We start from the raw sequence: 25,777 nt of genomic DNA, 5'->3' as shown, positions 1-25,777 counted from the left end.
CGTACAGGGCGCGCATGGCGGGCGCCGCACGAGCGCGTCGATTCGACACAGGCCGACGCTCTCGTAGGACCAGCGCCGCGCTACGCGCGGTTTTCTTTTCGAGACTACGGAACGCTTTCCCGTGCAGTCGATTTCAATCGCAGATAGTTGGAGGTACAACCGAAAATCCTACTAAACCACTCGATGCGGCCCGGTCGTGCTGCGGCGCGGCATCGAGGCAGCATTTGGAGGCACGATGGCCTTTGCGACGGACTTCCCTCGTCCCACCCCCAACCCAACGCCGGGGCCCGCGCCGCAGCCGCCGTCCACGTCAGGCGCGAAACCCAAGCCGGCCCCTAAGCCGGCCGCGACCGCGCCGGCAACGCCGAAGCCGCCCGAGGCAAAAGTCATCGCGGCGAAGCTCGCCGCCGGTCAAACACTCAAGGCGGGCGAGGCGATTCGCTCGGACAACGGCCAGTACGAGCTGGAGATGCAAAAGGACGGCAACCTCGTGCTCTACGACGTCGCGAACGGCAACTCGTTGTGGTCGTCGAATACGTCGGGCAGCGGTGCGCAGGCGGCGCGCGTCGACAACAGCGGCAACCTGCAAGTGCTCAAAGGCAACGACGTTCTCTGGCAAACGAAGACGACCGATTGCGCGAGCACGACGCTCACGATGCAAGACGACGGCAACCTCGTACTCGACGCCACGACCATCACGGCCGGTAAAGCTTCGCAGACGACCGCTCTCTGGAGTTCGAACACGGCGGCGTTGCCGGTCAGCGTCGCGGGGCAAGGCGGCGCCACGCAACAGTCGTCGATCCCGACGACCGTTCCCACGCCCGCCGTGACGTTTGCCCCCGGTTCGCCCGAACTCGGCCTCAAGACCTACACGATCCACAATCCGCCGAGGGCAACCGGCACGGCGTGGAGCATCTTCGAGAACAATGGGGTCCCGGGCCTGCCGGGTACGCTCGATCAGAACTTGGCCGCCACCCCGTACCTCGATCGGCAAGCCTTCGGCACGCGGCCGGCCAACCCGGAAGATGCCGTCTACAAGATCCAGAACGGCCAGCAGATCACCATTCTCGATCCGACGCGGCTCAAGTACCTCGAGAACGAGCGCACCCAACTCGCCACGCTCGATCACGCAAAGACCAAAGACGACAAGACGAACGCCACGATCACGCTCGCCACGACGATCGAAAACGAGCTCGACTATGCCGGCACGCAGCAAGCGGTGCCCGATGCCAAAGCGCTCGGTCAAGAGATTTTGCAGCGCGCTCCCGGCGACAAGAACTTTCAGGCAGCGGTCGGAACCGCTGTCGGGCTCTACCAGGCAACGCTGACAGCCGAAGGCCGCACGACGGACCAACTCGGCAAAATCCAGCAAGCGGCCGCCAAAGGCGACTGGAAGAGCGTGCAGCAACTCACCGCGCAGCAGGTGGCGGCATGCGTCGGCAAAGACACCGGCTCGAGCGCGCTCGGCGACATGCTCGGCCGCGGCGGCGTGTATGCCACCTACGCGGGCGGCAACCCGAAGTTTGCGCAGGCGGTCAGCGCTGGCGTCGCGCAGGCGCAGCAGCAAGTGTTGATCACCAATCCGGTCAAACAAGTCGATACGACGCTCAAGCAGCACGGCGGCGCAGCCGCGATGGCATTGCTCAACAAGATCACCGATCCGAGCACGGCGATGCCCGGACAGGTCGCGCAGATCATGTCGGACCCGACGATCCAGGCCGACGTCAAGCAAAGCCTGCAGAGCGCGAATTGGGAGGACGCTTCGTCCAAGCAAATGATGAACGACCTCGCCGCGGCGTGCCAACACAGCGTCGAGGCGGACTCGGGCACGGTGGGCACGGGCACGCAGGCCGTGAAGTCGATCGCTAACTCGGTCATCGGCGTCTACGACAAGATGAACGCGCAACCGCAATTGATGGAAGATCCGCCGTTCACGACCCAAGTATTCACGAGCGCCGCCTCGAACGGCAACGTGGCGCTCGCGCTGGCCGTCGCCACGCAGGCCGTCCCGGCCGATCGCCCGGACATCCAGAGTTCGGCGATCGACGGCACCCGCGTGGGCATGGACCAATTCTCGGCCCACAGCAAGGATCTCTTGAATCAAACCGACAAGGACGCCGCATTTTTCCAATACGGCTTCCACGATTTCGGCGGGGACAGCACGGCCACCGAGCAAAGCGCGTATCTAAACAAAATGCTCGTAGCCAACCCCAAGCAGGCGACATTGCTCAACAACGATGGCAATGCCGACACAGCGCAAGGAGAAACGCTCGACGGCATGCGCACGGCAATCGCCGCGTTCTCTCCCGACTTGAACGGCGTCGAGGGCTTCAACGTCAACGTCGGTAACGACCGTTACGTGAATCCGACGATTCAAACCTCGTCGAAAAGCATTCTCGGGGCGCTCAGCGCATCGCCGACAATGGAGTCGACTACCGCAGCCGGTACCGCAGCGACGTCGAGCAACGCACCGCCGACGAACATGCTGTGGCTGATGCGCTCGACGCGCAACGTCGCCTACCAGACGACGAAGGGCTTCATCATCGACAACCCCGCCGCCATCAGCCAGTTGAGCCAGAGCAGCCTCATCCCGTCGGCAATCAAGTCCAAGCTCTTCTCAAAGGACGGCACCAAACTTTCGGACACCGCGCTGAACGTTGTCTCAAGATTGAACAACGGGCTCAGCGCATACCTGTTCCTCGATAACGCCCAGTTCCTAGCTAAATCGTTCGCGGGCGAGGCGCACAATATCCCCAATGCCATTCAGGACCTCAGCTATGTCGGCCCGCACGGCAGTAACGGTTTAGCGCTGGCCCTGAACGCCACAATGTCGGAGAGCATGGCGCCCATTCGCCCGAACTCCGGAGCCACCATTCTGAACAGGTTCGTCTCGGAGCAGCAGGAGCGAATTCTCTCCTCGGGCCTGAACGATTCGGTCAAGACGGCGCTGACCGGCCTACTGGGTACGATGACGAAAGATACGGTCGACTTCGCCTATTTCGGCGTCGATTCGGCGAACGCGGCTTACTACTTCAACCAGGGCGGCTCGTACGCGAATTACATCCGTGGCTCCGGCGACACGATCAGCGCGCTCGGCGATGCGGCGTTCTTGACGGGCGCGGCCACCGACGCCGGTGTGATCGGCGCCGACGGCACGTTCCTCGGCTTGGCTGCCGGTGCCGTGGGATGGACCGGCGTAGGCGCCGCGCTGATGCTGGTCGGCTCGGGCGTCTATACGATCGGCAACGCCGAATCGCATTCGCATGCGTACGACGGCAGCGATCAGGCGCTGCTCGAAGCGATGGGGGTGAATTCGGGCGTCGCCGCGGAACTGGCCAAACATTCGTTCTCGTTCAGCACGACCGCGCCGAGCGCGGGTCCGTTCTTGACGTCGTTTTTCAAGAACCAGCATTTGTCGGACAAGGACATGGTGAACTGGCTCAACACGCTCACCCCTCATCAAGCCGATACGATGGCAAGCCAGATCAAATACTCGGAAATCAGCTTTCAGGACGACCCGACTTACTCGATCCAGTGGTTCCAGAGCACGCTGGAGCTATGCGGCATCACTCCGCCCCCCGGCACGCAAATCGCGGACACCCATTGACGATCGCGGCTCGGCTCGTCTTGTCCCATGCCGCCGCCGCGATGAGCCCGCGCACCGTCTCAGGTGCGGGGCTCGCCTATCCCGTCATCAGACACTGCCTTCCTTCTCGATGACGAGCACACGCGCCGCGCCGATCGGATGCGCGACGTGCTCGGTGCCGACCGACGCGAAGAAGATGTCGCCAGCGTTCATCAGAACGGAACTCGTCTGGCCGTTTTCGCGATAATCCATGCGCACTTGGCCGTCCATCACGGCGAACACTTCTTCGCCGTCGTTCACGTGCCACTTGTACGGCTGGTCCGTCCAGTGCAGCCGCACCGAGACCCCGTTCATGCTCGCGATGTCGAGCGCGCCCCACGCGCGCTGCGCGGTGAATGCGCCGCTTTCGATGAATTTCATCCGTCGTCCTCGAAGTGTGGTGGCGAGTACCGCCCTCACGAATGATGGCCGACCGCCGACGCCATCTCCGGCCGCACGGCGAACAGCGCAACCTTGTTGCGCCCCGTCGCCTTCGCGTCGTACAACGCTTGATCGGCCTCGCGTATCACCGCGGTGACGTCGCCGTCGGTCTCGGGCGTCCAGGCGGCTGCGCCGATGCTTGCCGTGACGCGACCGTACTCGCTCGTCACGTGCTCGATGCCGAGGTTGCTGATCGCCATCCGAATCTGCTCGGCAATAACGGCAGCGCCTTGCGGCGCCGTGTCCGGCAACACGACGAGGAATTCCTCGCCGCCGTAGCGGGCGGCGCTGTCGGTCGGGCGGCGAATGTTCTCGCCGATGCACTTGGCGACCGCGGCGAGCGTGTCGTCGCCGGCTTGGTGCCCGTAGAAATCGTTGTAGGCCTTGAAGCAATCCACGTCGACGAAAAGCAGCGAAAAGACGCTGCGGTTACGCCGTGCCCGGCGCCACTCGCGATCCAATATTTCGCCAAGCGTCCGACGATTGTTCAAACCCGTGAGCCCGTCGGTGCGCGCGAGCAGCGCCAATTCGCTCTCCGCTCGCATCCGGCGCCGCAACTGCGCGGCCAGCACGAACGCGATCCCGACGAAACCCAGGGCAAAGGTCGCCATCAGGGAACCGATGATCACCGCGCGCCGCGTCCACGTGGCGTAGATGTCCGGCTCTGCCTCGGCCACCATGATGATGAGCGGAAGATGCTGCAGATGCTTGAAGTAGTAAAGCCTGCGCATGCCATCGATCGTCGATTTGTCCGCAAAACTGCCGTCGGGGGCCATGAGGAACCTGCGGAAGGTACTGGCGCCGCCGATGTTTCGTCCGATGACTGCAGGATCGTACGGCTGGCGCATCACCATGACCCCGTCTTGGCCGATCAGCGCCACGGAGCCGTGAGGACCGAGTTGCAGCCCCGAAAACAAGTTGTGGAAATATTCGAGTTGAACCGCCACCATCGTAATGCCGCCGAATGAGCCGTCGGGCCTCGAAATGCGCCTGCTCAAAGCGATGCTCGGCGAGCCGCTGCGCAGCCGCGAATAGTACGGATCGCTAACGAACAGGCCCGCATCCGGATTGTCGCGCTGAACGGTGAAATACCGCCGGTCCGCGAAATTGAGATCGGGCGTCGCATCGGTCAGGGAATCGAGGACGACTTGCCCCTTCGCATCGAGAACCAGGACGGAACCGAGATAGCTGGCCGAGGCGGCGCGGTCGAACAGCGTCTGGCGCCGTAGCCGGGACGGAAGCGCCATGATCTCGGGGTCGTGAATCCCGTCGATGACAGCTTGCAGCGAGAGCGCGTACAGCTCGAAATTGCGCTCGATGTCGCGCTCGGCGATCAGGGCGACGTTGCGCGACGCCTCCCGGGCGTGCTCGAGCGCATCCGCGCGCGCCTGGAATACCACGACGCCGCACAGCGCCACCATGAAACAGGCGATGACGAGCGCCCCCGCGACGATCGCGCGCGGGGTGAGCAGATTGAGCCTTAGTCGCTGCCAGGAGGAGCCTTGAGGACTAGGTTTAGCGGTGGATACGTCGTCGCCAGTTCCTTGCATGCCGGTCCCATGATCGAAAGACGACATCGGTGCATCTCTGTGCACACGCGACGAAGTTTAGCATTGGGGATGCCGCCCGGCGCACACGTGTTCGACCCCGGCCTGTTTGCCGAGCGAGGGCGGTCCTCGTTTGGCCGGCGCGCTTCGCCGGGGGCGGGCCGGGAAGCCGAAAGCGTTACAATTGTCGCCTTTCGAGATCTAGCCAGGTTTTTCCCATGAGCCTCAAATGCGGCATCGTCGGCCTGCCCAACGTCGGCAAGTCCACCCTGTTCAACGCGCTGACCAAGGCGGGCATTGCCGCCGAGAACTATCCGTTCTGCACGATCGAGCCGAATGTCGGAGTGGTTGAAGTACCCGACGCGCGGCTCAAGGCGCTTGCCGACATCGTCACGCCCGAGCGCATCGTGCCGGCCGTCGTCGAGTTCGTCGACATCGCCGGTCTCGTTGCCGGCGCGAGCAAGGGCGAAGGGCTCGGCAATCAGTTCCTCGCTAACATCCGCGAAACCGATGCGATCACGCACGTAGTGCGCTGCTTCGAGGATGAAAACGTCATCCACGTTGCCGGCAAGGTCGATCCGCTGTCGGACATCGAAGTCATCAATACCGAACTCGCACTCGCCGATTTGGCAACCGTCGAAAAGGCCCTGACGCGCTACGCAAAGGCGGCCAAGTCGGGCAACGACAAGGAAGCCGTGAAGCTCGCCGCCGTGCTCGAAAAGGCGCGCGCTCAGCTCGATGCCGCCAAGCCGATTCGCGCGCTCGATCTGACCGACGACGAGGCGGCGCTGCTCAAGCCGTTCTGCCTCATCACCGCCAAGCCGACGATGTACGTCGCCAACGTCAAGGACGACGGCTTCGAGAACAACCCGCATCTGGACGCGGTGCGAAAGCACGCGCAGGCGGAGAAGTCGCCCGTCATCGCGGTGTGCGCGGCGATCGAAGCCGAGATCGCCGATCTCGCCGACGAAGACAAGGAAGTGTTCCTTGCCGACATGGGCATGGACGAGCCTGGCCTGAACCGCGTGATCCGCGCCGGCTTCAAGCTGCTCGGCCTGCAGACGTACTTCACGGCCGGCGTGAAGGAAGTGCGTGCCTGGACGATCCATATCGGCGATACGGCGCCGCAAGCGGCGGGCGCCATCCATACGGACTTCGAGCGCGGCTTCATTCGCGCGCAGACGATCTCGTTCGGCGATTACGTTGCTTACAAGGGTGAGCAAGGCGCGAAGGAAGCGGGCAAGATGCGCGCCGAAGGCAAGGAATACGTCGTGCACGACGGCGACGTGATGAATTTCTTGTTCAACGTGTAAGCATGAACTGTTGTTCTTGGGTGTTCGCCGACATTCGCAGATTCAGCCAAACCCTTTAAATACAAAGGGTTTCAGTTCATCAGAGTTCGTGACTGTTCGTTGATATTCTGTCGATGTGGGGGCATCATAAGGGGCATACAGAATCATGCCCGATACCTCCAAGGAATCATGCCCCCCAAGTCAGCCAATTGCCCCTGCCGATGCAGGGGAAGCCCCCACCTCCAGCGTCGCCCCCTCCCCTCGCGCATCGAAGCCACGAGTCAGCGACGCTGCGCTACGTGTGCTGAAACCGGCTGACAAGCCATACAAGTATGCGGTCGGCGACGGGCTTTATCTGGAAGTCTCCCCACGAGGTTCCAAGCTCTGGCGCTGGAAATATCGCTTGGGCGGCAAGGAAAACCGCTACGCGATTGGCAGCTATCCGGAAACCTCGCTGAAAGAAGCACGGGAACAGGCTGACGCTGCCCGGAAACTGGTCAAGCAAGGGCAACACCCCGCTCAACAGCGAAAGATCGAGCGCCTGAAAACCATCCATGGGCACGCCAGCACCTTCAATGCCCTAACCGACGAATGGTTGGCACTGAAGGATTGGGAAGACGTTACGAAGAAACGTAGGCTCGATATGCTGAAGCGGGTCGTGTCGCCGTCTATTGGCGATCTCCCCGTCCGGGCGATTACGCCGAGCATGGTCCTCGACATACTGAAAAAAGCGCATAGCAACAACGGCCCATCCGTCATGGCCGAAGCCAAGCGGACGATGTTCGGGATTTTCGAGTTAGCGGCAGAGACCTTCCGCGTTGACGCCAATCCGGTGTATCAATGGCGTGAAGCGTTGCCCAAGAACAAGACGCAACACAAACGAGCCTTGGACATCACGGAAATCGGCCAACTGCTGAGAGACGTGGACGGGCACGGCGGCAACTTTCAAACTCAAAGCGCGTTCAAGCTCATGTGGTTGACATTGGCACGCCCCTCGGAAGTCATCGAAGCGGAATGGGAGGAATTCGATCTTGCCGAAGCCCAGTGGCGCATTCCTGCGGAACGAATGAAAAAGCGCCGGGAGCACGCGCTCCCCTTGCCAACGCAGGCAATCGAGATACTAAACGGCATGAAGACGCTGACCGGCAACAGGAAACACGTTTTCCCGCACCGCGACGATAAAGCGAAGCCGATGGTAACTGCCGCATTCCGGCAGATGCTGCATGTCCTCGGCTGGTCAGGAAAGTTCAGCCCACACGCGGCCAGGACCACCGGCAGCACGCGACTCAACGAACTTGGTTTCTCGTCAGATTGGATCGAGCGCCAGCTTGCCCACGCCGAACCCAATTCGGTTCGTCGTACTTACAACCACGCGGACTATATGCAGGATCGGGCGAAAATGATGCAGCAGTGGGCCGACCTCCTCGATCAGTGGAGGCGTGGCACTGAGAATGTCGTTCCGATAAAACGCGAAAGCGCTGCTTGAGCAAGACGGTCCGTTGCGATTCGATGAACCGGCTGACGGAGAACTTGCGAGCCTCTATCTGTATAAGTCGAGATCTGATCGGTCAGTCAAAGTCAGATTAGATCTCAGCAACTGGCGCCTCTCGCCCCGATGCCGTCATACGGATCGTCGTGACCGCAATGTCTGCCTCCAGAGACCAACAGCCATGCACCCACGGCGAATGAATCGCTCGGCCGCAGGCGGTGGCCGATACGTGCTGCGACAGCCAGTGATGGGATCCCGCGTCTTGCTAAGATGGACCCGTGGCGCGCCGTTGCAGCCTACACCGTGCGCCTGCCTGCTCCCCTTTCGCGAGGGACTCGCTCTCGGACCAAGATCGCCGATTCCGCAAAATATTTGTAGAAAGAGAGGAAGGTTAGGAGCACGTCGAGACGGTTCCACCATCCTCAATCACGAGCAAAGGCCAATGCTGAACACATTCACCGAAGACGCCGTCACCAAATTTTCCGGGTGCGACAGCGATGAACTTGCAGCGGGAACGCCCTCCAATCCGTCCATCTGGCTGTTTGGCATCGAGCACGGAACTTACAAGAGCATTCACGACGAGTCGTTCGAAAGCAATGAGGCCGACGGCGACGATTCTTACTCGATCGCGATGCAGCGTCGATGGCCCTACAACGTCAAGGCATTCAAACTTCTCGCCGCAATTCGAGGCTTCCAAGTCGATGATTGGCTCGACTTCGCTCAGCGACACCAGCCCTTCGTGAAAGGTTCGCCGGGCTACTTCAAGGGAAATATATATCCCTACGCGTGTCACGACGTGGAGAAATGGCCTGAGCATGTCATCCAAGAGACGGGCATTACGAACAAGCTTCAATATCAAGCTTGGTGTCGAAAGTACCGTTTCCCGGTCATACAGAATTGGATCAGCGAACACTCGCCCAGCATTTTCATCGGCCTTGGCATCGGCTTCCGTCGTGATTTCGCCGTGGCCGTGTTCGGCACCGAGAGCGGAATGGAAGAAACGCAGATTTCGACGGAGCATTCCCACCGACGCATTTTTCACAAAAACAGCGACGGCAAGCGCTTGGTCGTCATTCCTCACTTTTCCGGGGCCAACGGGCTGAATAGCAACGCGTTGATCCAAAAGACAGGTGAATTCATCGCTGAATTCATGCTCAAGTAAAGCCTCCTATTACCAACACCAAAACGGCCAACATCATGAAATGCTCAAATTGCGGGAAAGACTGCGGCACAATCTTCCGTTGCAGCAATTGCGGCGACGTCAAGTGCGTGAAGTGCCCCGGCAAGCAAAACATCCCCGGGAATTATCACCAGTTTTCGTGCATGGCTTGCAAGAAGAAAGGCACCGTCAAGCGGATCACCTGATCCGCTTTCTCGCGATTGCCGAGTTTCGCGGCAACCGCTGAGTACCCGCCAATCGCGAATGGCTGATGCCCGAGCCGCCGCGCAAACGCCCTGTCGATTGCACTGGCGAGCGCCTCCTCATGGCCGACTGCCGCCGAATGCGGTCGGCCAAACTGAGTCAGCCAATCTGGCGCTGCGTGTTTGATCTAGTCCAACCTTTTACACCTCTATCGCAACGGACAGAGACCGGCTTTGTCTTCACGCACCGCCTCGCCTCAGGGCAGCAACCACCCGAGACATTTCCTGCTCGAACCCATCCCTGTTGCTCTTTGGATTCGGCACCGTAGCAGCCACTCGCGACTTGATTTGGTCAACGATATCCGGTCTGGTTGAGACGAACTGGTCGCTAAAGAGAAAATCATCGATCGACAGGGGAATCAGGATATCGCTTCCTCCCTCACGAGCCTCCCGCTCCAATACGCGCTCGATTTCATTCATTACACCGGGACGAGAAAGCGACGACTTCGAGCACACCAGGAGGATCCGGTCATGGGTATTGACGCCGTTGTACATCATTCGATGCAGCTTTTGTCCCGGCAGCTTATCGACGGGAAAGAACCACGTCTTCACCCCATTCCGGGTCAAAAACGAGTTCATTTCCGCGACGACCTTCTCGTCGGGGCCGCCATAAGAAATGAATGCGCTTTGATGAAGCTCATCCTCCGAGACCACATCAACCGCCATACCCACCTCGTCGAATTTGTTTATAAGGCTACCCGCATCAATGGCCAGTTGATCAGTGTAAAGCGTTAGAACCGGCCCATCCACGAGATCGGCGCTCCGCCGCTTTTGTCGTTTCGGAGCTTGCGTCTCTATCATGATGTTAGACCTCGCCTCTGCTATTTGGCGCGGACGCAGATACATCATGTATTCAAGCTCATTTGCAGCGTTACCACCTAATTGCGGAACAGCCAAGAGCGGGTGCATAACCCCGGTATCGAAGTTGAAGGCAACAATCGAATGCACTGTAAGCCCGTCAGGCGGTTGAAGAAAGTCGCACTCATACAGCACTGAACTCGGGTACTTGTCCCGAAAATACGCCTGCGCCCGCTTCTTCAAAGTAATCACGTTAGGTCTCAAATTCCCAAATCTGTATCGCGCAACCAGCGCCTCACGGCCCAGTCGCACCGCCTGTTCCGAACATCCACGGACTCCACTATATCCCGGCACGATCAACCAACGTGCAGAGAGATGCAATATGGATCAATGCGAAACATCACAGGCGAGCAAGGGCGTTCTTTCTGTAAGCGACTTTTGTCAATGGGCCGGAGTGGGCCGCACTGCGGTTTATGCGGAGATGAAGGCCGGCAGGCTTACGGCCAGAAAATTTGGGCGACGGACGATCATTCCGCAATTTGAGGCGGAACGCTGGTTGGCGTCTCTTCCTTTACAGCGACAATCTTGACCTCCCCAATCTCGGGCTAACAGCCAACCGCCTCTCGCGATGGCATCTATCGCCGCTGGCTGGACCCTAGCTCAACGGGAGTCCACGCCGGACAGGCCCAAGTTAAACCGGCACACGCCATCGCGAGAACCACCAATTCGGCAGCACGAGCCCCGCGGACCGTAAGACTCACGCCAGCATACCAGCCATCCGCCAGCACGAAGACCAATGTCGCCAGAGTCCAAAGTTTCCGTCTAACCCCGACCGATAGGCGGGAGGGATGCAGCCCCAATTGCAGTTGGCGATAGAAGTACAACCATATAGCCGCGCAAAGTGCCCCTGCAACCAAGAACGCTTGGTCTGGGCCTCGCACTGAATAGTCCGCGCCACCGTACCAGCCCAAGAACATGGTCAGCGCAAACGCGACGGCGGATGTCGTCCAGTTCTTCATTTGCTCCACCCGTTGGCGAATCGACCCCGGAAAGACCGAATTCCCCCTCCACGTTCCCGATAGTCTACAACTACGGCACCGTGGTCAGCGCCCGAGATAGGGGCGAGCCATTGGCGAAAAATCGGTGGTCGTCGCTGTACGAACGGCATGGCTCGGCACTACATATATGTGCTCGCTTTGTGAAGAGAAACACTTCCCTCCTGCACGAACTCCGACCGGCGTAGGTACTCCACACTCACCGCAGCCGTCCACCGTGACCGAGCACCCGTGCCCCCACCCACTAGACTCAAGCAAGACAGCAACCGATTTCCCCCTGACTTACCCCGTCGTGGCGTATCGAACGCCATCGGGAAACAAAGTCGCCGGAAGGCCGGATTCCGATCCCTGATGGAGCGTGGGGTAGCCGATGTCCGTCGCCTGTATGCTGGAACGGCGTTTGTAGACACTTCGCCCCCACGACCTCGCCGCCAAGCCCTTGATTCACATACATAAAAAATCACTGCAAAGGGTGCCGTCTGTACTTAAGCGGTTTTTCTGACGTTTCGGCATCAGAGCCGGAAAAGCATCAACGCTCGCTGAGTAAGTTCCGTCTGCTCTTTTTGGAATCGCTCTGACCGAACCTGCGACAGCTTTTCCTCTTCTGCCTGAACTCGCCTGACCGCCCTAGCCGCTCTTCGAGCCTTCGCGTTCCTGCGCGCGTTTTCACGCTCCTGCTCTTCGATTTCGTTGACTTGCCGCTCGGCCTCAATCAATCGGCGCGCATTGTCGCTAGAGATATCTTCACCGTGTCGGCGTAAGTACCCCAGATATTCGAGTCCAGCATACAGGCGACGGACATCGGCTACCCCACGCTCCATCAGGGATCGGAATCCGGCCTTCCGGCGACTTTGTTTCCCGATGGCGTTCGATACGCCGCACTTCTTTTTGCACCGGACGTTGCCGGGCCGCCCCCGCCTCGACAAGATTAGCTGTGCAACTCGAGCAAACGGGGACGTCCCCACGACGGACGACACCTCCGCAGTCGCACTGACGCTCTTTAAAAGGTACTGCAACCAGCACCATTGCCGATAAATGGGATCGCTTGGCGCAGCCCTGATCTCGAATGCGTCTTTGTGCAGTCCGTCAGCGCGCGATATTGCTGTCAATCGCGCCTCAACCCATTTCCGAAATGCAGGACGTAGTTCATTGGGAATAGCTGTCAGGATATGCGTGTGGAACCCATGCGTGCGACCATCTTCATGAACGTACAGCCATACGAACGGACGACCTCCGGGCACTTTGTGCCGGTACCAGTCGTGGAGATGTTTGAAGAATTCATAGCGAAGCGCTTTCGCCGCTTCCGAATGATCCTCGATGCCGAGCAAGCCCCAAGTAATGCTGACATGGACATCCATGAGGAGTCCGATTGAGTTGGCGAACGCCACAGCACTATAAAGATCGACGCACTGCGAAGCCGTGAGATACCGCCCCGGCCCATCGCGCTCATAGTCGTAGGGCTTGCTAAAGAGATATGGGCTCGATTCCCATCTCGGATACTCGCGCTCAACGCCGAGAGCAAATTCGTCTTTGTTCAAGCCGAAAATGCACTGCATGATCTGGGAGTGTTCACCGCTCCCCCAGCGGGCCGCGAACACGTCTCGCATATGGGCCGGATAGCCTGATTCCCGCAGATGCCGGACGCGATCCTCCATCTCGTGCGAGATGGTGTTGTGCATGTCGCCGTCTTCCGGCTGATGTTCGTTAGCGAACGGGGTCATTGTGTGCCTCATCGGTTTGCCAACCCAATGAAGCACTCACAGGGAGTACCGGCATTCATCGGGTCGAGACTGTCACCTTTTCACGTGCGGCAGACAGCCGCACAGGCCAACCAGCCCCGCCCGACGTTCCACCACGTAGATGCCCGAGGTGAAACCGGCGCGCCTACATACACATATAAGGCGGAGACGCGCAAACGCACAGAAATCGGCAAAAAAAGTTCTCGCCAGCCTCCAGCGGCCGATTTATTTCAAATACCCTTCAGTCTATTGCCTGCCCTGCGGCATCACTTCACAAAACCCAAAGCCACAAATTTCTGGGCAAGATCAAATGCGGGCCGCGGTGCTCTTCGCTGCGGGTCTTCGACGTAGCCACCATCCGCTGTCTTTTGCACACACACCGGAATGACCAAAACAATCTTCTGAGTCTTCGGGTCACGGCCGACATATTGCCCCCCGGGTGCCGTCTCCCCATAGAGAGCCAACGCTTCTGGACGATGAGGAACCATCTTTGAGTACGGGGTCATGTAGGAGAGGTAGTTAGGAACGTTGCCCCAACAGTCCGAGAACTCGTCGAAATGGTATGGCGTCCTCCCGGCACCCACGAGCTTCCGAGTCGCTATGTCGTAGATACCCAAACCGAGGGCGATAGGGTATGGGGAATCTTGGTTTGCGGAATTGAATTGCGCGTCGAAGCCCTTGGCAATATCCGATTCCTGCGGATCAAGGTAGGTCAAAGGCTTCTTCTTGACCGCTTCCCCATCGCCTAGCGCCGTCTTGCCTTGAGACGAAGGAAGCTCGCTCTGACTTACCGGCGTATCGGCGACCTTCTCCGCATCAGCGAATGCGGGAGTCGGCGGCGACGTTTGAGGTTTAAGCGTAAGCACCTCGCGAAGGCCGTTCGCAATACGGCGTGCGCGTAAGGCATGATCAGGTATCGGGCGATTTGATTTTTTGGCCGCTGGCAATCAGTCCGTGGAGGCCGGTAAGCAAGACTGCCCTGGCAGTTTGCTAGCGACGTTCCAGGGCAGCAGTTCGTCGATACGGTTGATAGGGTGATCAGCGATATGGGTCAGGACGTATTCGAGGTAGGCGCGTGGATTGATCGCGTTGAGCTTGCACGTGCCGATCAAGCGTAAGCACCTCGCGAAGACCGTTCGCAATGCGGCGCGCACGTGAGGCATGATTGGGTATCGGGCGCTCGGGTTCGCCCGCTGGCAATCAGCCCGTGGAGGCAGGCGAGCAAGGCTTGCCCGGCAGCTTACTTGCTACGTTCCAGGGTAGTAATTCGTCGATGCGGTTAATGGGGTGATCAGCGATATGGGTCAGCACGTATTCGAGGTAAGCGCGCGGGTTGATGGCGTTGAGCTTGCACGTGCCGATCAAGCTGTACATCGCGGCAGCGCGCTCACCCCCGCTATCGGAGCCTGCGAACAGGAAGTTCTTACGTCCCAAACTCACGCAGCGCAGCGCGTTTTCGGCCAGGGCGTTGCTGATTTCGGCACGCCCCTCTTCGCAGTACAGCACGAGGGCATCCCACTGGTTAAGCGAGTAACGGATCGCTTTGGCAAGGTCGGATTTCTTCGACAGTGTCGCGAGTTTGTCCGTCATCCACGTCTTGATGGCCGCGAGCAGCGGGATGCTTTTCTCCTGCCGCACGCGAAGCCGCTGCGCGGCGGGTTTGCCGCGGATGTCGGCCTCGATCGCGTAAAGTCCACCGATCAGCTCGAGCACCTCCCGGGTCGCCTCGGTCGGCGTTCGGGCATGCACGTCGTATATGTACCGTCTCGCGTGGTCCCAGCATGCCGCCTCGCGAATCTTGCCGCTCTCGTACAGTTCGTTGAAGCCACTGTAGGCGTCCGCTTGCAAGATACCCTCGAATCCGGCCAGATGGGTCTGGGGATGGATGCCTTTGCGGTCCGGCGAGTAAGCAAACCACACTGCGGCCGGTTCGGTCGAGCCCGAACGGGTGTCATCGCGCACATACACCCACAGGCGCCCAGTCTTCGTCTTCTTCTTGCCCGGCTCGAGTACCGGGATAGGTGTGTCATCCGCGTGCAGCTTCGACGGTGCCACCGTGTAGCGGCGCAGTGCCTCGGTCAGCGCATCGCAAAGGGCCTCGCACTGGCCGACCCAGCGGCCCATGCTGGCGGGGTCGAGCTTCACGCCGTCGCGCGCGGCAATCTGCGACTGCCGGTACAACGGGGTGTGGTCAGCGTACTTCGAGACGAGGATGTCGGCCAGCAGGCTCGGATGGGCGATGCTGCGCGTGATCGGCAGGCCGGGCATCGGCGGCTGCGAGAAGTGGTGACCGCACGGGCAAACCGTCTTGCGCCGGATCGTGCGAATCACCTTGAACATCGCCGCGACGCGGGCGAGCTGCTCGGACACGTCCTCTCCGAGCGGCTGCATTGCGCTGCCGCACTTCGGACACGTTGCGTCAGCCTCCAGTACGCGTTCTTCGCGTGGCAGATGCGGCGGCAGAGCTTCTTTCGGCGATGCGTCGCCCACAGGCGTGCCCGCGCTTGATTGGCGGGCGCGCCGCACATCAGCGACGCCGCGCTCGCCCGTCAGGTCCTCAAGCGCGGTTTCCAGCCGTGCGACCTCCCGGTCCAACTGCTCGGACTTGCGGCCGAATTGCATGCGCCTAAGCTTGTCGAGCTGCGCCTTGAGCTGCTCGATCTCCAGATCGCGCTCGGCAAGCTGAGCACGAGCCTCGAGCAGCAAGGCTCGCAGCGTTTGAACATCGTCAGGAAGTTCGGCGCCGTTCGACATGCGGCGCAGTTTACGAGCCTTCTGCTCGGTTTACAACATCGACAGTGCAGCGGTGCGACGCGGTTGCCGCCAATCGATGCCTTCGAGCAACATGGACAATTGCGCCGCCGTCAGATGGACCTTGCCGCCATCGGCCTGTGGCCACACGAAGCGCCCACGCTCGAGCCGCTTCGCAAGAAGCCAGAGCCCGTCTTCGGTCGCCCACATGAGCTTCACGAGATCGCCGCGCCGGCCCCGGAAGATGAACACGTTGCCGCCCAACGCATTGTCTTCGAGCGCCGTCTGCACCTTCGCCGCCAGCCCTTGGAATCCGCAGCGCATGTCGGTGACGCCGGCCACCAGCCAGACGCGTGTACCCGTGGGCAGCGAGATCACGATTGCAGGCTCCCCAGAACGAGCCGCAGCGTCTCGGCGTCGACGGCGCCGTCGACCTTGACGAGCGCGCTACCGATCCGAATCTCGATCGTCCCATTTCGCGGTGTCCGATGGTCAACGCCGGATGCTTGCGCCGACATCGCCACGCGCGCCGGCGGCGTCTCATGAACTACCGCCACGGGAATCAGGGGCGTCGTTTCGGCCTGCAATTGCGCGCGATAGCGGCTGCGCCAGGTGAACAGCATGTTCGCGTTGATGCCATTGTCTCGCGCCAGCTTCGCCACCGACACACCGGGCTCGCATGCCGCAGCGGCAAGTCGGCGTCGAAACTCGCGATCATAATTCGGGCGTCCCTTGCGGCTACCCGGCTTGGCTTCTGGCTCTGTCACAGTGATGTCCATCAAATCGAAAATGATGGGCACCACTTTGATGTCGGTTCTCGCCGTCGTCTACGACGGTTGTCGTGAGGTGCTTACGTTTAAGCTGCAAATCCACACATTGCAGCGTCACGAGTTCCGGCCCAAGTGCCGGCGAATTGTCCGTGTACTGATCAACTGCGAGCGCGTGAACAAAGGTTTGTCCGCTCCGATTGATGTCTCCCTGCACCTGCCATGCCGAGTAATTCCGAAGGTTCGCCTGGCACTCGTCAAACGAATGAAAGTAAACCGACGCGAGATTCGAGCGGTACATCTGCTGCGACGACAGCAGGAAGTGACGCTCCGTTACCGTAACCTTCGCCCAGTTGGGTGGATTTGGCCGAAAGTAATGTTGTTCAAATGCCCGGGCGTCCAATGTCGGTGAGGGAACACTCTTTCCGCACGCGGTCATGCTTGCGGCAGCAACAATACCCAGACAAAGAGTTCTCGCATAAACACTCCGGGAGTTCGCAGTCTTCTTCATGTGCGGCACCATACCGACGTAATTTGTTGATTTTACTTCCAACATATCACATCCTTCTTACGCCAACACGTCCGCCCAACCATACGAGTTGTTCTTGAGGCAACAAATATGGTTGACAAGGCTGGCGCACGCCAGAAAATCGGGAAGCGGCTGGGGCAGCGGATCGCAGAGCAAAGAAAAGCTCTCGGCTGGACCCAAGATCAATTGGCCGAACAGGTCGGCGTAGATACTGAAACGGTATCCCGATTCGAGCGCGGCGTGGCAGTCCCATCCCTTCTGACACTCGACAAGCTGGCAACCGTGCTGAGCACCAGCGTCTCCAGCCTATTGTCCGAAGCGTCCCCCAGCCCGTCCGATCAGGCGCTCCGCATTTCGGCATGGCTAGATCGCCTGCCATCCGAAGACGGAGATTTCGTGGTTGCCCAGATCCAAGCTCTATGCGATCACATTCACAAGCAGCGAGGTAGCACGGCCACGAAGAGCAAGACCAAGGGCAAGTCGCGCTCCAAGTAAATTGCGACGGCGGAGTTCTGAATCTCCTTGAGAGGGCCGAACAGCCCTCCTTTCCCAAGGAGATCACATGCAACACAATCGCCCGCCTCTCGTACCGACGAGAATCCTGAAGGCGCACAAGGTTTATGAGCCCAGCGATAGCCGATTCATGGCTGCGGCTCGGCTCCTGCAAGCCTTGTCGCGTGAGGACCAAGGTTTGCCCATCGGCAGCCATCGCAGCGCCAAAGGCAAGCGATACAAGCTAGGCAGCCGACTCGATACCGAATGCGCCGAAGCCGGCGGCAACTTCCTGTCGCCCGACATTGCGCGGCTCGCATTGCGCGAATCCGTGTACTGCGAAATCGGCGCGATGATCGAGCAGGAGCGTCTTTGGACCAATCTGCTATCGAGCCAGCCGCTTTGCTTCAACCTGTTCGGTGGGATGAAGCTGGACATCGAGAAAGCCAACCGCTTTTTCCGGCATCTCTTCCCCGACTACGTGGAAGCCGTCAGCGGCATTTACTTCGAGCACTCGCCGGGGCGAGGCGATCCGACCTTTACGCACGACTACACCACCTTCGATGTCTTTGTCACGTGCACGACGCCCCAAGGGGGCAACGGATTCATCGCGATCGAAGTCAAGTACACGGAGACCATGACCGAGCCTATCGCGACACTGCGACCGCGCTACGAAGAGCTTTCCCGAGCCTCCGGCATCTACAGCGATCCCGATGCGCTGGCGCTGCGAGGAAGTCCGCTACAGCAGTTGTGGCGCGAACACCTGCTGAGCCAAAGCATGATCGACACTGGTGCTTACGCCTCCGGTCGATTCGTCGTGATGTATCCGAGGCAGAACGTGCATTGCGCGGCGGCGGTGAACGCCTATCAGCGGCAGTTGGCCCCGCGAGAACCAAAGGCTGCTGCGTTTCAAGTCGTTACCTTGGACGCGTGTGTCAATGCACTCCGTGCCGCCGGTGACGATGAGCTTGCGATGGCGTTCCACCAGCGCTACTTGGACTTCGAGCGTATCGAGCACGCGATCTTCGGCCAACGGGGCTGCGTAGAGCCACCCCCGGTCAGTTAAAATAGCAAGCCAGAGCGTCCCCATCCGGTCAACGTCCGCCGACGTTCGCCCCCATTCGATCAAAATGGGGGCATGGATGGGGGCACCATGAAGGCTGCAATCGACCGGCCCCTAGCAACGACAAGGCTTCCCGGGCAGGTCTTACCGTTTAACATGTAAGGGTGGTGGGGGGGGGGGGGCGCCCCCCCCCCACCACCCTAGCCGAGCACAAGAGCAGCCGCAAAACTAAGTCCCCGCAGTAACCGGACAAATCCCCACCGCCCTCAGCTCCTGCCCTGCCGCCGCCCAGCGTTCGACAGCCGCTACCGCCGTGCGCAAGCCATTCTCCTTGCGCATCTCGGCACCCAGCGCTTCAGCCCTCTCTCGCGTTGCCTGCTGCGAGGCGAAATCGATCGCACGCGCGAACGCCGCCGCCTCGGGCGCGTTGCCGTCAACGGGCGCCGCGGCGATACCGAGCCGCCGCAACCGCTCCGCCCAGAACGGCTGATCGCCCGCGAACGGCACGACGACCGACGGCTTGCCCGCACGCGTGGCCGAGTGCGTCGTGCCCGCGCCGCCGTGATGCATCACGAGCGATACGCGCGGAAAGAGCCACGCATGCGGCGTATCGCCGACAACGCAAAAATTCGACGGCAACGCCGATGCATCGACACCACTCCACCCCGGATAAAACAGCGCGCGACGCCCGCCGATCGCCTCGATCACCGCACGCATCAATCGCTCGCGATCAAACCCGGCCATGCTGCCGAAGCCGACGTAGATCGGCACCTCGCCGCCTTCGAGAAATGCCGCGAGCGCGTCGGGAGGCGTCCAATCGGTCTCGCCGCCGATCGACATCGGCCACTGTCCGCAGACGAGCGCATGCTCGGGCCAATCGGCAGGCTGCGGCAGCAAGGCGCGCGAGACGCCGTAAAGCATCGGTTGGTCGGTCCAATTGCGTCTGCGCGGCGGCAGCGCGCAAACGTCGGCGCGCGCCGCATTCGTGGCCCGGCGGAACGCGCGCCAGATCATGCCGTTGACGAACGTGTGGCTCGCGCGATTCAGAAAGCCCGGCGCGATGCCGGGCCGTAAGAACGATGAAGCGAACTCGCGCGTCGGCGTGAGAGGTATCATCGACGCGCCAATCGCAGGAATCCGCCAATACTCAGCAACCGACAGCCCCACGTAAGCCGCCAGCGCCGAGACGATGATGGCGTCGCTGCCGTCGGCCGCAGCCTTGATTTCACGCATCCATGCCCCCGTGTTGGCGTTCGCGACGGCCGCAAGCGCCTTCACCGTCGCTTGCGCGCCGCCGCGTTTGCCGACGACCGCGCCCAGCGCCTCCCCCGGCGACAACGCTTGCCGGATGTCGCCCGCAAGCGGCGCGCACGGCACGCCGAGCGCACGCGCCGCATGCAGCGTCCCCGCGTCGGCCAGCAAGTGCGCGCCATGTCCAGCGTCCATCAGCGCACGGCAAAGCGCAGCCAGCGGCCGCGTATCGCCTTCTGTCCCATACGTCGCTACGGTAAATTTCATGGTTCGTCGCCGGCCCGCTTATCGCGAGCCGCGCCAGTCGATTTAAAATGAGTACGTCGTATATTAATGCACATAGTGCATTTTTTCAGAGAATATCGCGCATGACAACTGTCGAGGACCTGGGACGCCGGGAGCGTAAGCGTTTGCAAATGGTCGCCCATCTGGTCGGCGTCGCCGGACGCCTGTTCGAGACGCACCCGTATGGCAGCGTCACGATGGAACAGATCGCGCTCGAGGCCGACGTGGCCAAGCGCACGCTCTACAACCACTTCCCGACCAAGGAGGCGTTGCTTGCGCATTGGCTCGAGGCAGAGCTCAAATGCGATCTCGAACAGCTCGCGCCCGAGCTCGAACGCAGGCGCGGCTTCGTTGCGCGCGTGTCGGCCGAGCTCGATGCGTCGGCCGACTGGTGTGGGCGGCATCCGACCCACCTTGCCGCCTATCTGCGCCATCGCTTTCTCTCGTTGGGCGATACGCCGCCGCAAGCGCCGGCCAAGCCCGATCCCGACCGCGGCGACATCGCGCTGCTCTGGCGCGCGCTCATCGCCGACGGGCAGGCCGCCGGCGAGCTGAGCGAGCGGTTCTCCACCACCCAGCTCACCACTTGGTTCCATCACCTCTATCTCGGCACGCTGATGCGCTGGCTGATGCAGCCGAAGATCGCGCTACGCGATGAATTCGCTCAGATGGTCGAGCTTTTCATGGATGGCGCCGCGCACCGCACCGCACCGCCCGAACACGCGCGCGACGGCACACATTGACCGTCCCAACTACGCGTCCGGCCGCTCGTCTTCGCCTTCGCTCGCGCGTGCGTCCACGCACGCGCGAGCCGATTGATAAAATGGCGCGTTGCAGGCGTTCACGCTTTCCTCGTTTCACCTTCATTCACCCGCACGCCGCCTCGCTCGCGAAGGCGGCAGCTCGTTTCGTTCACTCAAGCACATGGCCCAATACGTCTTCACCATGAACCGGGTCGGCAAAATCGTGCCGCCCAAGCGTCAGATCCTGAAGGACATTTCGCTGTCCTTCTTCCCCGGCGCAAAGATCGGCGTGCTCGGCCTCAACGGCTCGGGCAAGTCGACACTCATTCGCATCATGGCCGGCGTCGATCGCGACATCGAAGGCGAAGCCACGCCGATGCCGAACCTGAACATCGGCTATCTGCCGCAAGAGCCGCAGCTCGACCCCGAGAAGACCGTGCGCGAAGCCGTCGAGGACGGGCTCGGCGACGTCTTCCAGGCGCAGAAGAAGCTCGATGAAATCTACGCGGCCTATGCCGAGCCCGACGCCGATTTCGACGCGCTCGCCGCCGAACAGGCGAAGTACGAGGCGATTCTCGCGGCCAGCGACGGCGGCAGTCCCGAGCAACAGCTCGAGGTAGCCGCCGACGCGCTGCGCTTGCCGCCGTGGGATGCCAAGATCGCGCACCTGTCGGGCGGCGAAAAGCGGCGCGTCGCACTCTGCAAGCTGCTGCTCGAAAAACCCGATATGCTGCTGCTCGACGAACCGACCAACCACCTCGACGCCGAATCGGTCGAATGGCTCGAGCAGTTTCTGACGCGCTTTCCCGGCACAGTCGTTGCGGTCACCCACGACCGCTACTTCCTAGACAACGCCGCCGAGTGGATTCTCGAACTCGACCGCGGCCACGGCATTCCCTGGAAGGGCAACTACAGCAGTTGGCTCGACCAGAAGGAAGACCGCCTGAAGCAGGAAGAAGCATCCGAATCGGCACGTCAAAAAGCGATCAAGAAAGAACTCGAATGGGTGCGCCAAAACCCGAAGGGGCGCCAAGCGAAATCGAAGGCACGTATCGCCCGCTTCGAGGAGCTGTCGAGCCAGGATTACCAAAAGCGCAACGAGACGCAGGAAATCTTCATTCCGGTCGGCGATCGGCTCGGCAATGAAGTCGTCGAATTCAAGAACGTCAGCAAGGCATACGGCGATCGCCTGCTCATCGACAACCTCAGCTTCAAGGTACCCGCGGGCGCGATCGTCGGCATCATCGGACCGAACGGCGCCGGCAAGTCGACGCTGTTTCGCATGCTGACGGGCCGCGAGACGCCCGACTCGGGCGAGGTCGTCATGGGGCCCACGGTCAAGCTCGCCTATGTCGATCAAAGCCGCGACGCGCTGGACGGCTCGAAGACGGTGTTCGAGGAGATCTCGGGCGGTGCCGACGTGCTGACGGTCGGCAAGTACGAGACGCCGTCGCGCGCCTACATCGGCCGCTTCAACTTCAAGGGCGCCGACCAGCAAAAGAACGTCGGCAATCTCTCGGGCGGCGAACGCGGCCGCCTGCACCTGGCCAAGACGCTGATCGCCGGCGGCAACATGCTGCTGCTCGATGAGCCGTCGAACGATCTCGACGTCGAAACGCTGCGCGCGCTCGAAGACGCGCTGCTCGAGTTCGCAGGCTCGGTGATGGTGATCTCGCACGATCGCTGGTTCCTCGACCGAATCGCCACGCACATCCTGGCATTCGAAGGCGACTCGCAAGCCGTGTTCTTCGACGGCAACTACCAAGAGTACGAGGCGGACAAGCGCAAGCGGCTCGGCGAAGAAGGCGCAAAGCCCAAGCGCCTGCGCTACAAGCCGATCACGCGCTGATCGGCAAGCTGGGGCGTGCCGGCTCGTTCGAGATCGTTGGAGATCGATCGCGAACGAGCGCACGCCGCAGGCGGTGCACAGGATGCAAAACGAAAGCGCGCGATGGGCCGCTCGTGGAGATGCTCAATCCCCGAACGCGAAACCCAACGCGCGCAGTTTCGCTTCGGTCGCCTCGGCGCTCGTATGGTGCACGCCATGCCAGCCCGCAGCAGCAGCGGCATCGGTGTTCTTGGGGTTGTCGTCGATGAACACGATCTCGTTCGGCGCGATGCCGGGCACGTGGCGCTCGATGCGAGCGCCCGTCTCCGCATAGATACGCGGATCGGGCTTCGCGAGCTTCACGCGGCCCGACACGACGATGTCGCGAAACCGGCGCAATACGGGGAAGTGTTCCCAAGCGTACGGAAACGTCTCGTTCGACCAATTCGTCAGCCCGAACAGCGGCACGCCGGCCGCCTCCAGCTTGTCGACGAGCGCGACGCCCTCCGCGAAAACGCCACCGATCATCTCCTCCCAGCGCCCGTAAAACGCGCGAATGCGCTCGGCCTCGTGTGGAAAACGAGCGACGAGTTCCTCCGTGCCCGATGCGATCGATTGGCCGGCGTCTTGCCTCACCACCCAGTCCATCGTGCAGACTTCCGTCAAGAAGCGGCGGCGCTCATCGGCGTCAGGAATCAGCTTGCGGTAGAGATAGTCGGGGTTCCAGTCGATGAGCACCCCGCCGAAATCGAAAACGACGACTTTCGGCTTCATGCGAATTCCTTTCTCGGCATTGGAGCGTACGCCCCGTTCAAATCGGCTGCGTGCGCGCATCGAGCCACGCCTTGGCGTCGCCACCGACGAGCGGCCCCACACGGGCCCGCACCGTCTCGTGGTAGGCATTCAGCCAGGCCCGCTCGTCCTCGCGCAAGAGCGACGGCATCACACAGCGCGTATCGATCGGACACAGCGTCAGCGTCTCGAAAGCGAGGAATGCGCCGAACTCGGTCTCGCCGTCCGCGCGGCTCAGCACCAGATTCTCGATCCGCACGCCCCACTGGCCAGGCCGATAGACACCCGGCTCGACCGACGTGATCATGCCCTCTTCCATCGCCGTATGCGGGTCGGGCTGCGCATAGTGCGAGATCACTTGCGGGCCTTCGTGCACGTTCAGGAAATAGCCGACGCCGTGGCCCGTGCCGTGCCCATAGTCGATGCCCGCCTCCCAGATCGGCGCGCGCGCGATCGCATCGAGCATCGGGCCGCGCACGCCGCGCGGAAACCGGGCCCGCGACAGCGCGATCATGCCTTTGAGGACGATCGTGAAATCGCGCTTTTGCGCCGCGCCGACCGTGCCGACGGGCACCACTCGCGTGATGTCGGTCGTGCCCGTCACGTATTGGCCGCCCGAATCGATGAGCAGCAGGCCGTTGCCTTCGATGCTCGCATGGGCGGCCGCCGTCGCTCGATAGTGCGGCATCGCGCCGTTCGCGTTGAATCCCGCGATCGTCGCGAAGCTCGGCGACACGAAGCCGGGCTGCCGAGCGCGCGTGGCCGTGAGGCGTTCGTCGATCGTGAGTTCGGTGATCGTCTCGTGGCCGAGCGCCGCTTCGAACCAGGCGAAGAACTCGGCGAGCGCCGCGCCGTCGTGCTCCATCGCGCGCCGCACGCGCTCGGCTTGATCAGGCGTCTTGCGCGACTTCGCGAACGTCGACGGATTCACCGCCTCGACGACGCGCACGGCCGCGGGCACGGCTTCGCGCAGCCCGAGGGTGACGCGGCCCGGGTCGATCAAGAGCGTCGCGCCGCCGGGCAGTGCGGCGAGCGCCGTGCGAGCTTGCTCATACGGTGCCACGCGGATGCCATCGCGCGCGAGCGCATCGACGATGTCGGGCGGCACCTTGCCCGCGCCGACGAACAGCGCGGCCTCGTCAAGACCCACGAGTGCGTGCGCGACGAATACCGGATTGAAGTTGACGTCGGCGCCGCGCAAGTTCGTGAGCCAAGCCACGTCGTCGAGCGTCGAGATGAAATGCCACTGGGCTCCGCATTCGCGCATCGTCGCGCGCACGAGTGCGAGCTTGTCCGACCGTTCGACACAGGCGTGCGCCGGCGCATGCTCGTAGATCGGGCTGGCGGACAGCGCGGGCCGATCGGTCCACACTGATTCGAGTAGATCGAGATCGGTGACGAGCGCGACGGCGCGCGCATCGAGCGCTTCCCGCAGCGTGCGCGCGGCCGCGAGCCCGAGCACGGCGCCGTCCGCGCCGACGCGCTCGCCGGCCGCGAGCCGCTGCGCGAGCCAGTCGACATAGGCTTGCCCCTGCGGGCCTCCCGCCATTTTCATGAGGGCGATGCCGGTCCCGGCAAGCTGGGCCTGGGCCTGCACCCAATACCGGCCGTCGGCCCAGACGCCGGCAAAATCGGCCGTGACGACGAGCGTGCCGGCCGAGCCCGTGAAGCCCGACAGCCATTGACGTGCTTGCCAGCGCTCGGGCAAGTATTCGGACAGATGCGGGTCGGACGAAGGCACGACATAGGCGGCGAGCCCTGCGCGCGCCATCGCTTCGCGCAGCCGGGCAAGCCGGCCGGCGATCGGCGAGTCGCGCTCGCCAAGCGGGGCGTCGTGGGAGAAACGATCGTTCATCGAAATCACCTGA

The 25,777-nt window shown here is 61.6% G+C and carries 21 protein-coding genes and 1 pseudogene; 9 read left to right on the top strand and 13 right to left on the bottom strand.

The window, feature by feature from the left end; translation table 11 throughout:
- Nucleotides 1–235: 235 nt before the first annotated feature.
- Entirely contained in the window at nucleotides 236–3,607 is a 3,372-nt protein-coding gene (locus J3485_RS02545; RefSeq protein WP_206951019.1) for a hypothetical protein, read from the top strand.
- Nucleotides 3,608–3,694: 87 nt separating this feature from the next.
- Here the strand turns inward: J3485_RS02545 and J3485_RS02540 are convergent, their stop codons facing one another.
- Together J3485_RS02540 and J3485_RS02535 are read right to left on the bottom strand one after the other, a co-directional pair.
- Nucleotides 3,695–4,006, bottom strand: a complete 312-nt coding sequence (locus J3485_RS02540) for a cupin domain-containing protein (RefSeq protein ID WP_206951018.1) — start codon at nucleotides 4,004–4,006, stop codon at nucleotides 3,695–3,697.
- 35 nt (nucleotides 4,007–4,041) lie between these two features.
- A complete protein-coding gene (locus J3485_RS02535) occupies nucleotides 4,042–5,643 on the bottom strand; it encodes a sensor domain-containing diguanylate cyclase (RefSeq protein ID WP_242538458.1) in 1,602 nt (533 codons plus the stop codon).
- A gap of 188 nt (nucleotides 5,644–5,831) precedes the next feature.
- On the opposite strand from J3485_RS02535, the gene ychF reads away from it, so the two are divergent.
- The 4 genes from ychF to J3485_RS02515 all read left to right on the top strand — a co-directional run bounded on the left by ychF (nucleotide 5,832) and on the right by J3485_RS02515 (nucleotide 9,800).
- Nucleotides 5,832–6,926: a redox-regulated ATPase YchF gene (ychF, locus tag J3485_RS02530; RefSeq protein ID WP_206951017.1), complete on the top strand. Its 1,095-nt coding sequence runs from the start codon at nucleotides 5,832–5,834 to the stop codon at nucleotides 6,924–6,926.
- Nucleotides 6,927–7,071: 145 nt separating this feature from the next.
- Complete coding sequence (locus J3485_RS02525) at nucleotides 7,072–8,391, top strand: tyrosine-type recombinase/integrase (protein WP_206951016.1); 1,320 nt, start codon at nucleotides 7,072–7,074, stop codon at nucleotides 8,389–8,391.
- Nucleotides 8,392–8,836: 445 nt separating this feature from the next.
- Nucleotides 8,837–9,556: a hypothetical protein gene (locus tag J3485_RS02520; protein ID WP_206951015.1), complete on the top strand. Its 720-nt coding sequence runs from the start codon at nucleotides 8,837–8,839 to the stop codon at nucleotides 9,554–9,556.
- Entirely contained in the window at nucleotides 9,525–9,800 is a 276-nt protein-coding gene (locus J3485_RS02515; protein ID WP_206951014.1) for a hypothetical protein, read from the top strand. Before J3485_RS02520 ends, J3485_RS02515 begins: the two co-directional genes overlap by 32 nt.
- Before the next feature lie 196 nt (nucleotides 9,801–9,996).
- On the opposite strand, the gene J3485_RS02510 is transcribed toward J3485_RS02515, so the two are convergent.
- The 8 genes and pseudogenes from J3485_RS02510 to J3485_RS02475 all read right to left on the bottom strand — a co-directional run bounded on the left by J3485_RS02510 (nucleotide 9,997) and on the right by J3485_RS02475 (nucleotide 17,482).
- The gene (locus J3485_RS02510; protein WP_206951013.1) at nucleotides 9,997–10,866 is read right to left on the bottom strand and encodes a toll/interleukin-1 receptor domain-containing protein; all 870 of its coding nucleotides are present in this window, start codon (nucleotides 10,864–10,866) and stop codon (nucleotides 9,997–9,999) included.
- Nucleotides 10,867–12,181: 1,315 nt separating this feature from the next.
- Nucleotides 12,182–13,390 (bottom strand): hypothetical protein, encoded by a 1,209-nt coding sequence (locus J3485_RS02505; protein WP_206951012.1) that lies wholly within the window; start codon nucleotides 13,388–13,390, stop codon nucleotides 12,182–12,184.
- Nucleotides 13,391–13,674: 284 nt separating this feature from the next.
- Nucleotides 13,675–14,274: a hypothetical protein gene (locus J3485_RS02500; protein ID WP_206951011.1), complete on the bottom strand. Its 600-nt coding sequence runs from the start codon at nucleotides 14,272–14,274 to the stop codon at nucleotides 13,675–13,677.
- An 81-nt stretch (nucleotides 14,275–14,355) separates the two neighbouring features.
- A pseudogene (locus tag J3485_RS02495) lies at nucleotides 14,356–14,520 on the bottom strand (transposase domain-containing protein); the annotation flags it as partial.
- A gap of 88 nt (nucleotides 14,521–14,608) precedes the next feature.
- Nucleotides 14,609–16,162 carry an IS66 family transposase gene (gene tnpC, locus J3485_RS02490; RefSeq protein ID WP_206951010.1) on the bottom strand — a complete coding sequence of 518 codons (1,554 nt, stop codon included), beginning with the start codon at nucleotides 16,160–16,162 and terminating at the stop codon, nucleotides 14,609–14,611.
- Between the two features lie 30 nt (nucleotides 16,163–16,192).
- Entirely contained in the window at nucleotides 16,193–16,537 is a 345-nt protein-coding gene (tnpB, locus tag J3485_RS02485; protein WP_206951009.1) for an IS66 family insertion sequence element accessory protein TnpB, read from the bottom strand.
- A complete protein-coding gene (tnpA, locus tag J3485_RS02480; RefSeq protein ID WP_309476971.1) occupies nucleotides 16,534–16,926 on the bottom strand; it encodes an IS66-like element accessory protein TnpA in 393 nt (130 codons plus the stop codon). The genes tnpB and tnpA overlap by 4 nt, the downstream gene beginning before the upstream one ends.
- Nucleotides 16,898–17,482, bottom strand: coding sequence for a hypothetical protein (locus J3485_RS02475; protein WP_206955875.1), 585 nt, complete (start codon nucleotides 17,480–17,482; stop codon nucleotides 16,898–16,900). Before J3485_RS02475 ends, tnpA begins: the two co-directional genes overlap by 29 nt.
- Before the next feature lie 63 nt (nucleotides 17,483–17,545).
- Here J3485_RS02475 and J3485_RS02470 point away from each other — a divergent pair, with 63 nt between their 5' ends.
- Complete coding sequence (locus J3485_RS02470; protein ID WP_206951008.1) at nucleotides 17,546–17,950, top strand: helix-turn-helix domain-containing protein; 405 nt, start codon at nucleotides 17,546–17,548, stop codon at nucleotides 17,948–17,950.
- A gap of 67 nt (nucleotides 17,951–18,017) precedes the next feature.
- Nucleotides 18,018–19,013: a PGN_0703 family putative restriction endonuclease gene (locus J3485_RS02465; RefSeq protein ID WP_242538456.1), complete on the top strand. Its 996-nt coding sequence runs from the start codon at nucleotides 18,018–18,020 to the stop codon at nucleotides 19,011–19,013.
- A 225-nt stretch (nucleotides 19,014–19,238) separates the two neighbouring features.
- On the opposite strand, the gene J3485_RS02460 is transcribed toward J3485_RS02465, so the two are convergent.
- On the bottom strand, nucleotides 19,239–20,528 hold the full coding sequence (locus J3485_RS02460; protein WP_206951007.1) for a glycosyltransferase: 1,290 nt from the start codon (nucleotides 20,526–20,528) through the stop codon (nucleotides 19,239–19,241).
- Nucleotides 20,529–20,629: 101 nt separating this feature from the next.
- On the opposite strand from J3485_RS02460, the gene J3485_RS02455 reads away from it, so the two are divergent.
- Together J3485_RS02455 and ettA are read left to right on the top strand one after the other, a co-directional pair.
- On the top strand, nucleotides 20,630–21,289 hold the full coding sequence (locus J3485_RS02455) for a TetR/AcrR family transcriptional regulator (RefSeq protein WP_206951006.1): 660 nt from the start codon (nucleotides 20,630–20,632) through the stop codon (nucleotides 21,287–21,289).
- A gap of 181 nt (nucleotides 21,290–21,470) precedes the next feature.
- Complete coding sequence (ettA, locus tag J3485_RS02450; protein WP_206951005.1) at nucleotides 21,471–23,138, top strand: energy-dependent translational throttle protein EttA; 1,668 nt, start codon at nucleotides 21,471–21,473, stop codon at nucleotides 23,136–23,138.
- 123 nt (nucleotides 23,139–23,261) lie between these two features.
- Here the strand turns inward: ettA and J3485_RS02445 are convergent, their stop codons facing one another.
- On the bottom strand, nucleotides 23,262–23,891 hold the full coding sequence (locus J3485_RS02445) for an HAD family hydrolase (RefSeq protein WP_206951004.1): 630 nt from the start codon (nucleotides 23,889–23,891) through the stop codon (nucleotides 23,262–23,264).
- Nucleotides 23,892–23,928: 37 nt separating this feature from the next.
- Nucleotides 23,929–25,764 (bottom strand): aminopeptidase P family protein, encoded by a 1,836-nt coding sequence (locus J3485_RS02440; protein ID WP_206951003.1) that lies wholly within the window; start codon nucleotides 25,762–25,764, stop codon nucleotides 23,929–23,931.
- Nucleotides 25,765–25,777 lie beyond the last annotated feature (13 nt).

Origin of the sequence: Trinickia acidisoli (assembly GCF_017315725.1) — a bacterium.
In the GTDB taxonomy this organism is placed as follows: Bacteria; Pseudomonadota; Gammaproteobacteria; order Burkholderiales; family Burkholderiaceae; genus Trinickia; species Trinickia acidisoli.
The sequence above is the reverse complement of the archived record's forward strand: the minus strand, read 5'-3'. Positions and strand labels throughout refer to the sequence as shown.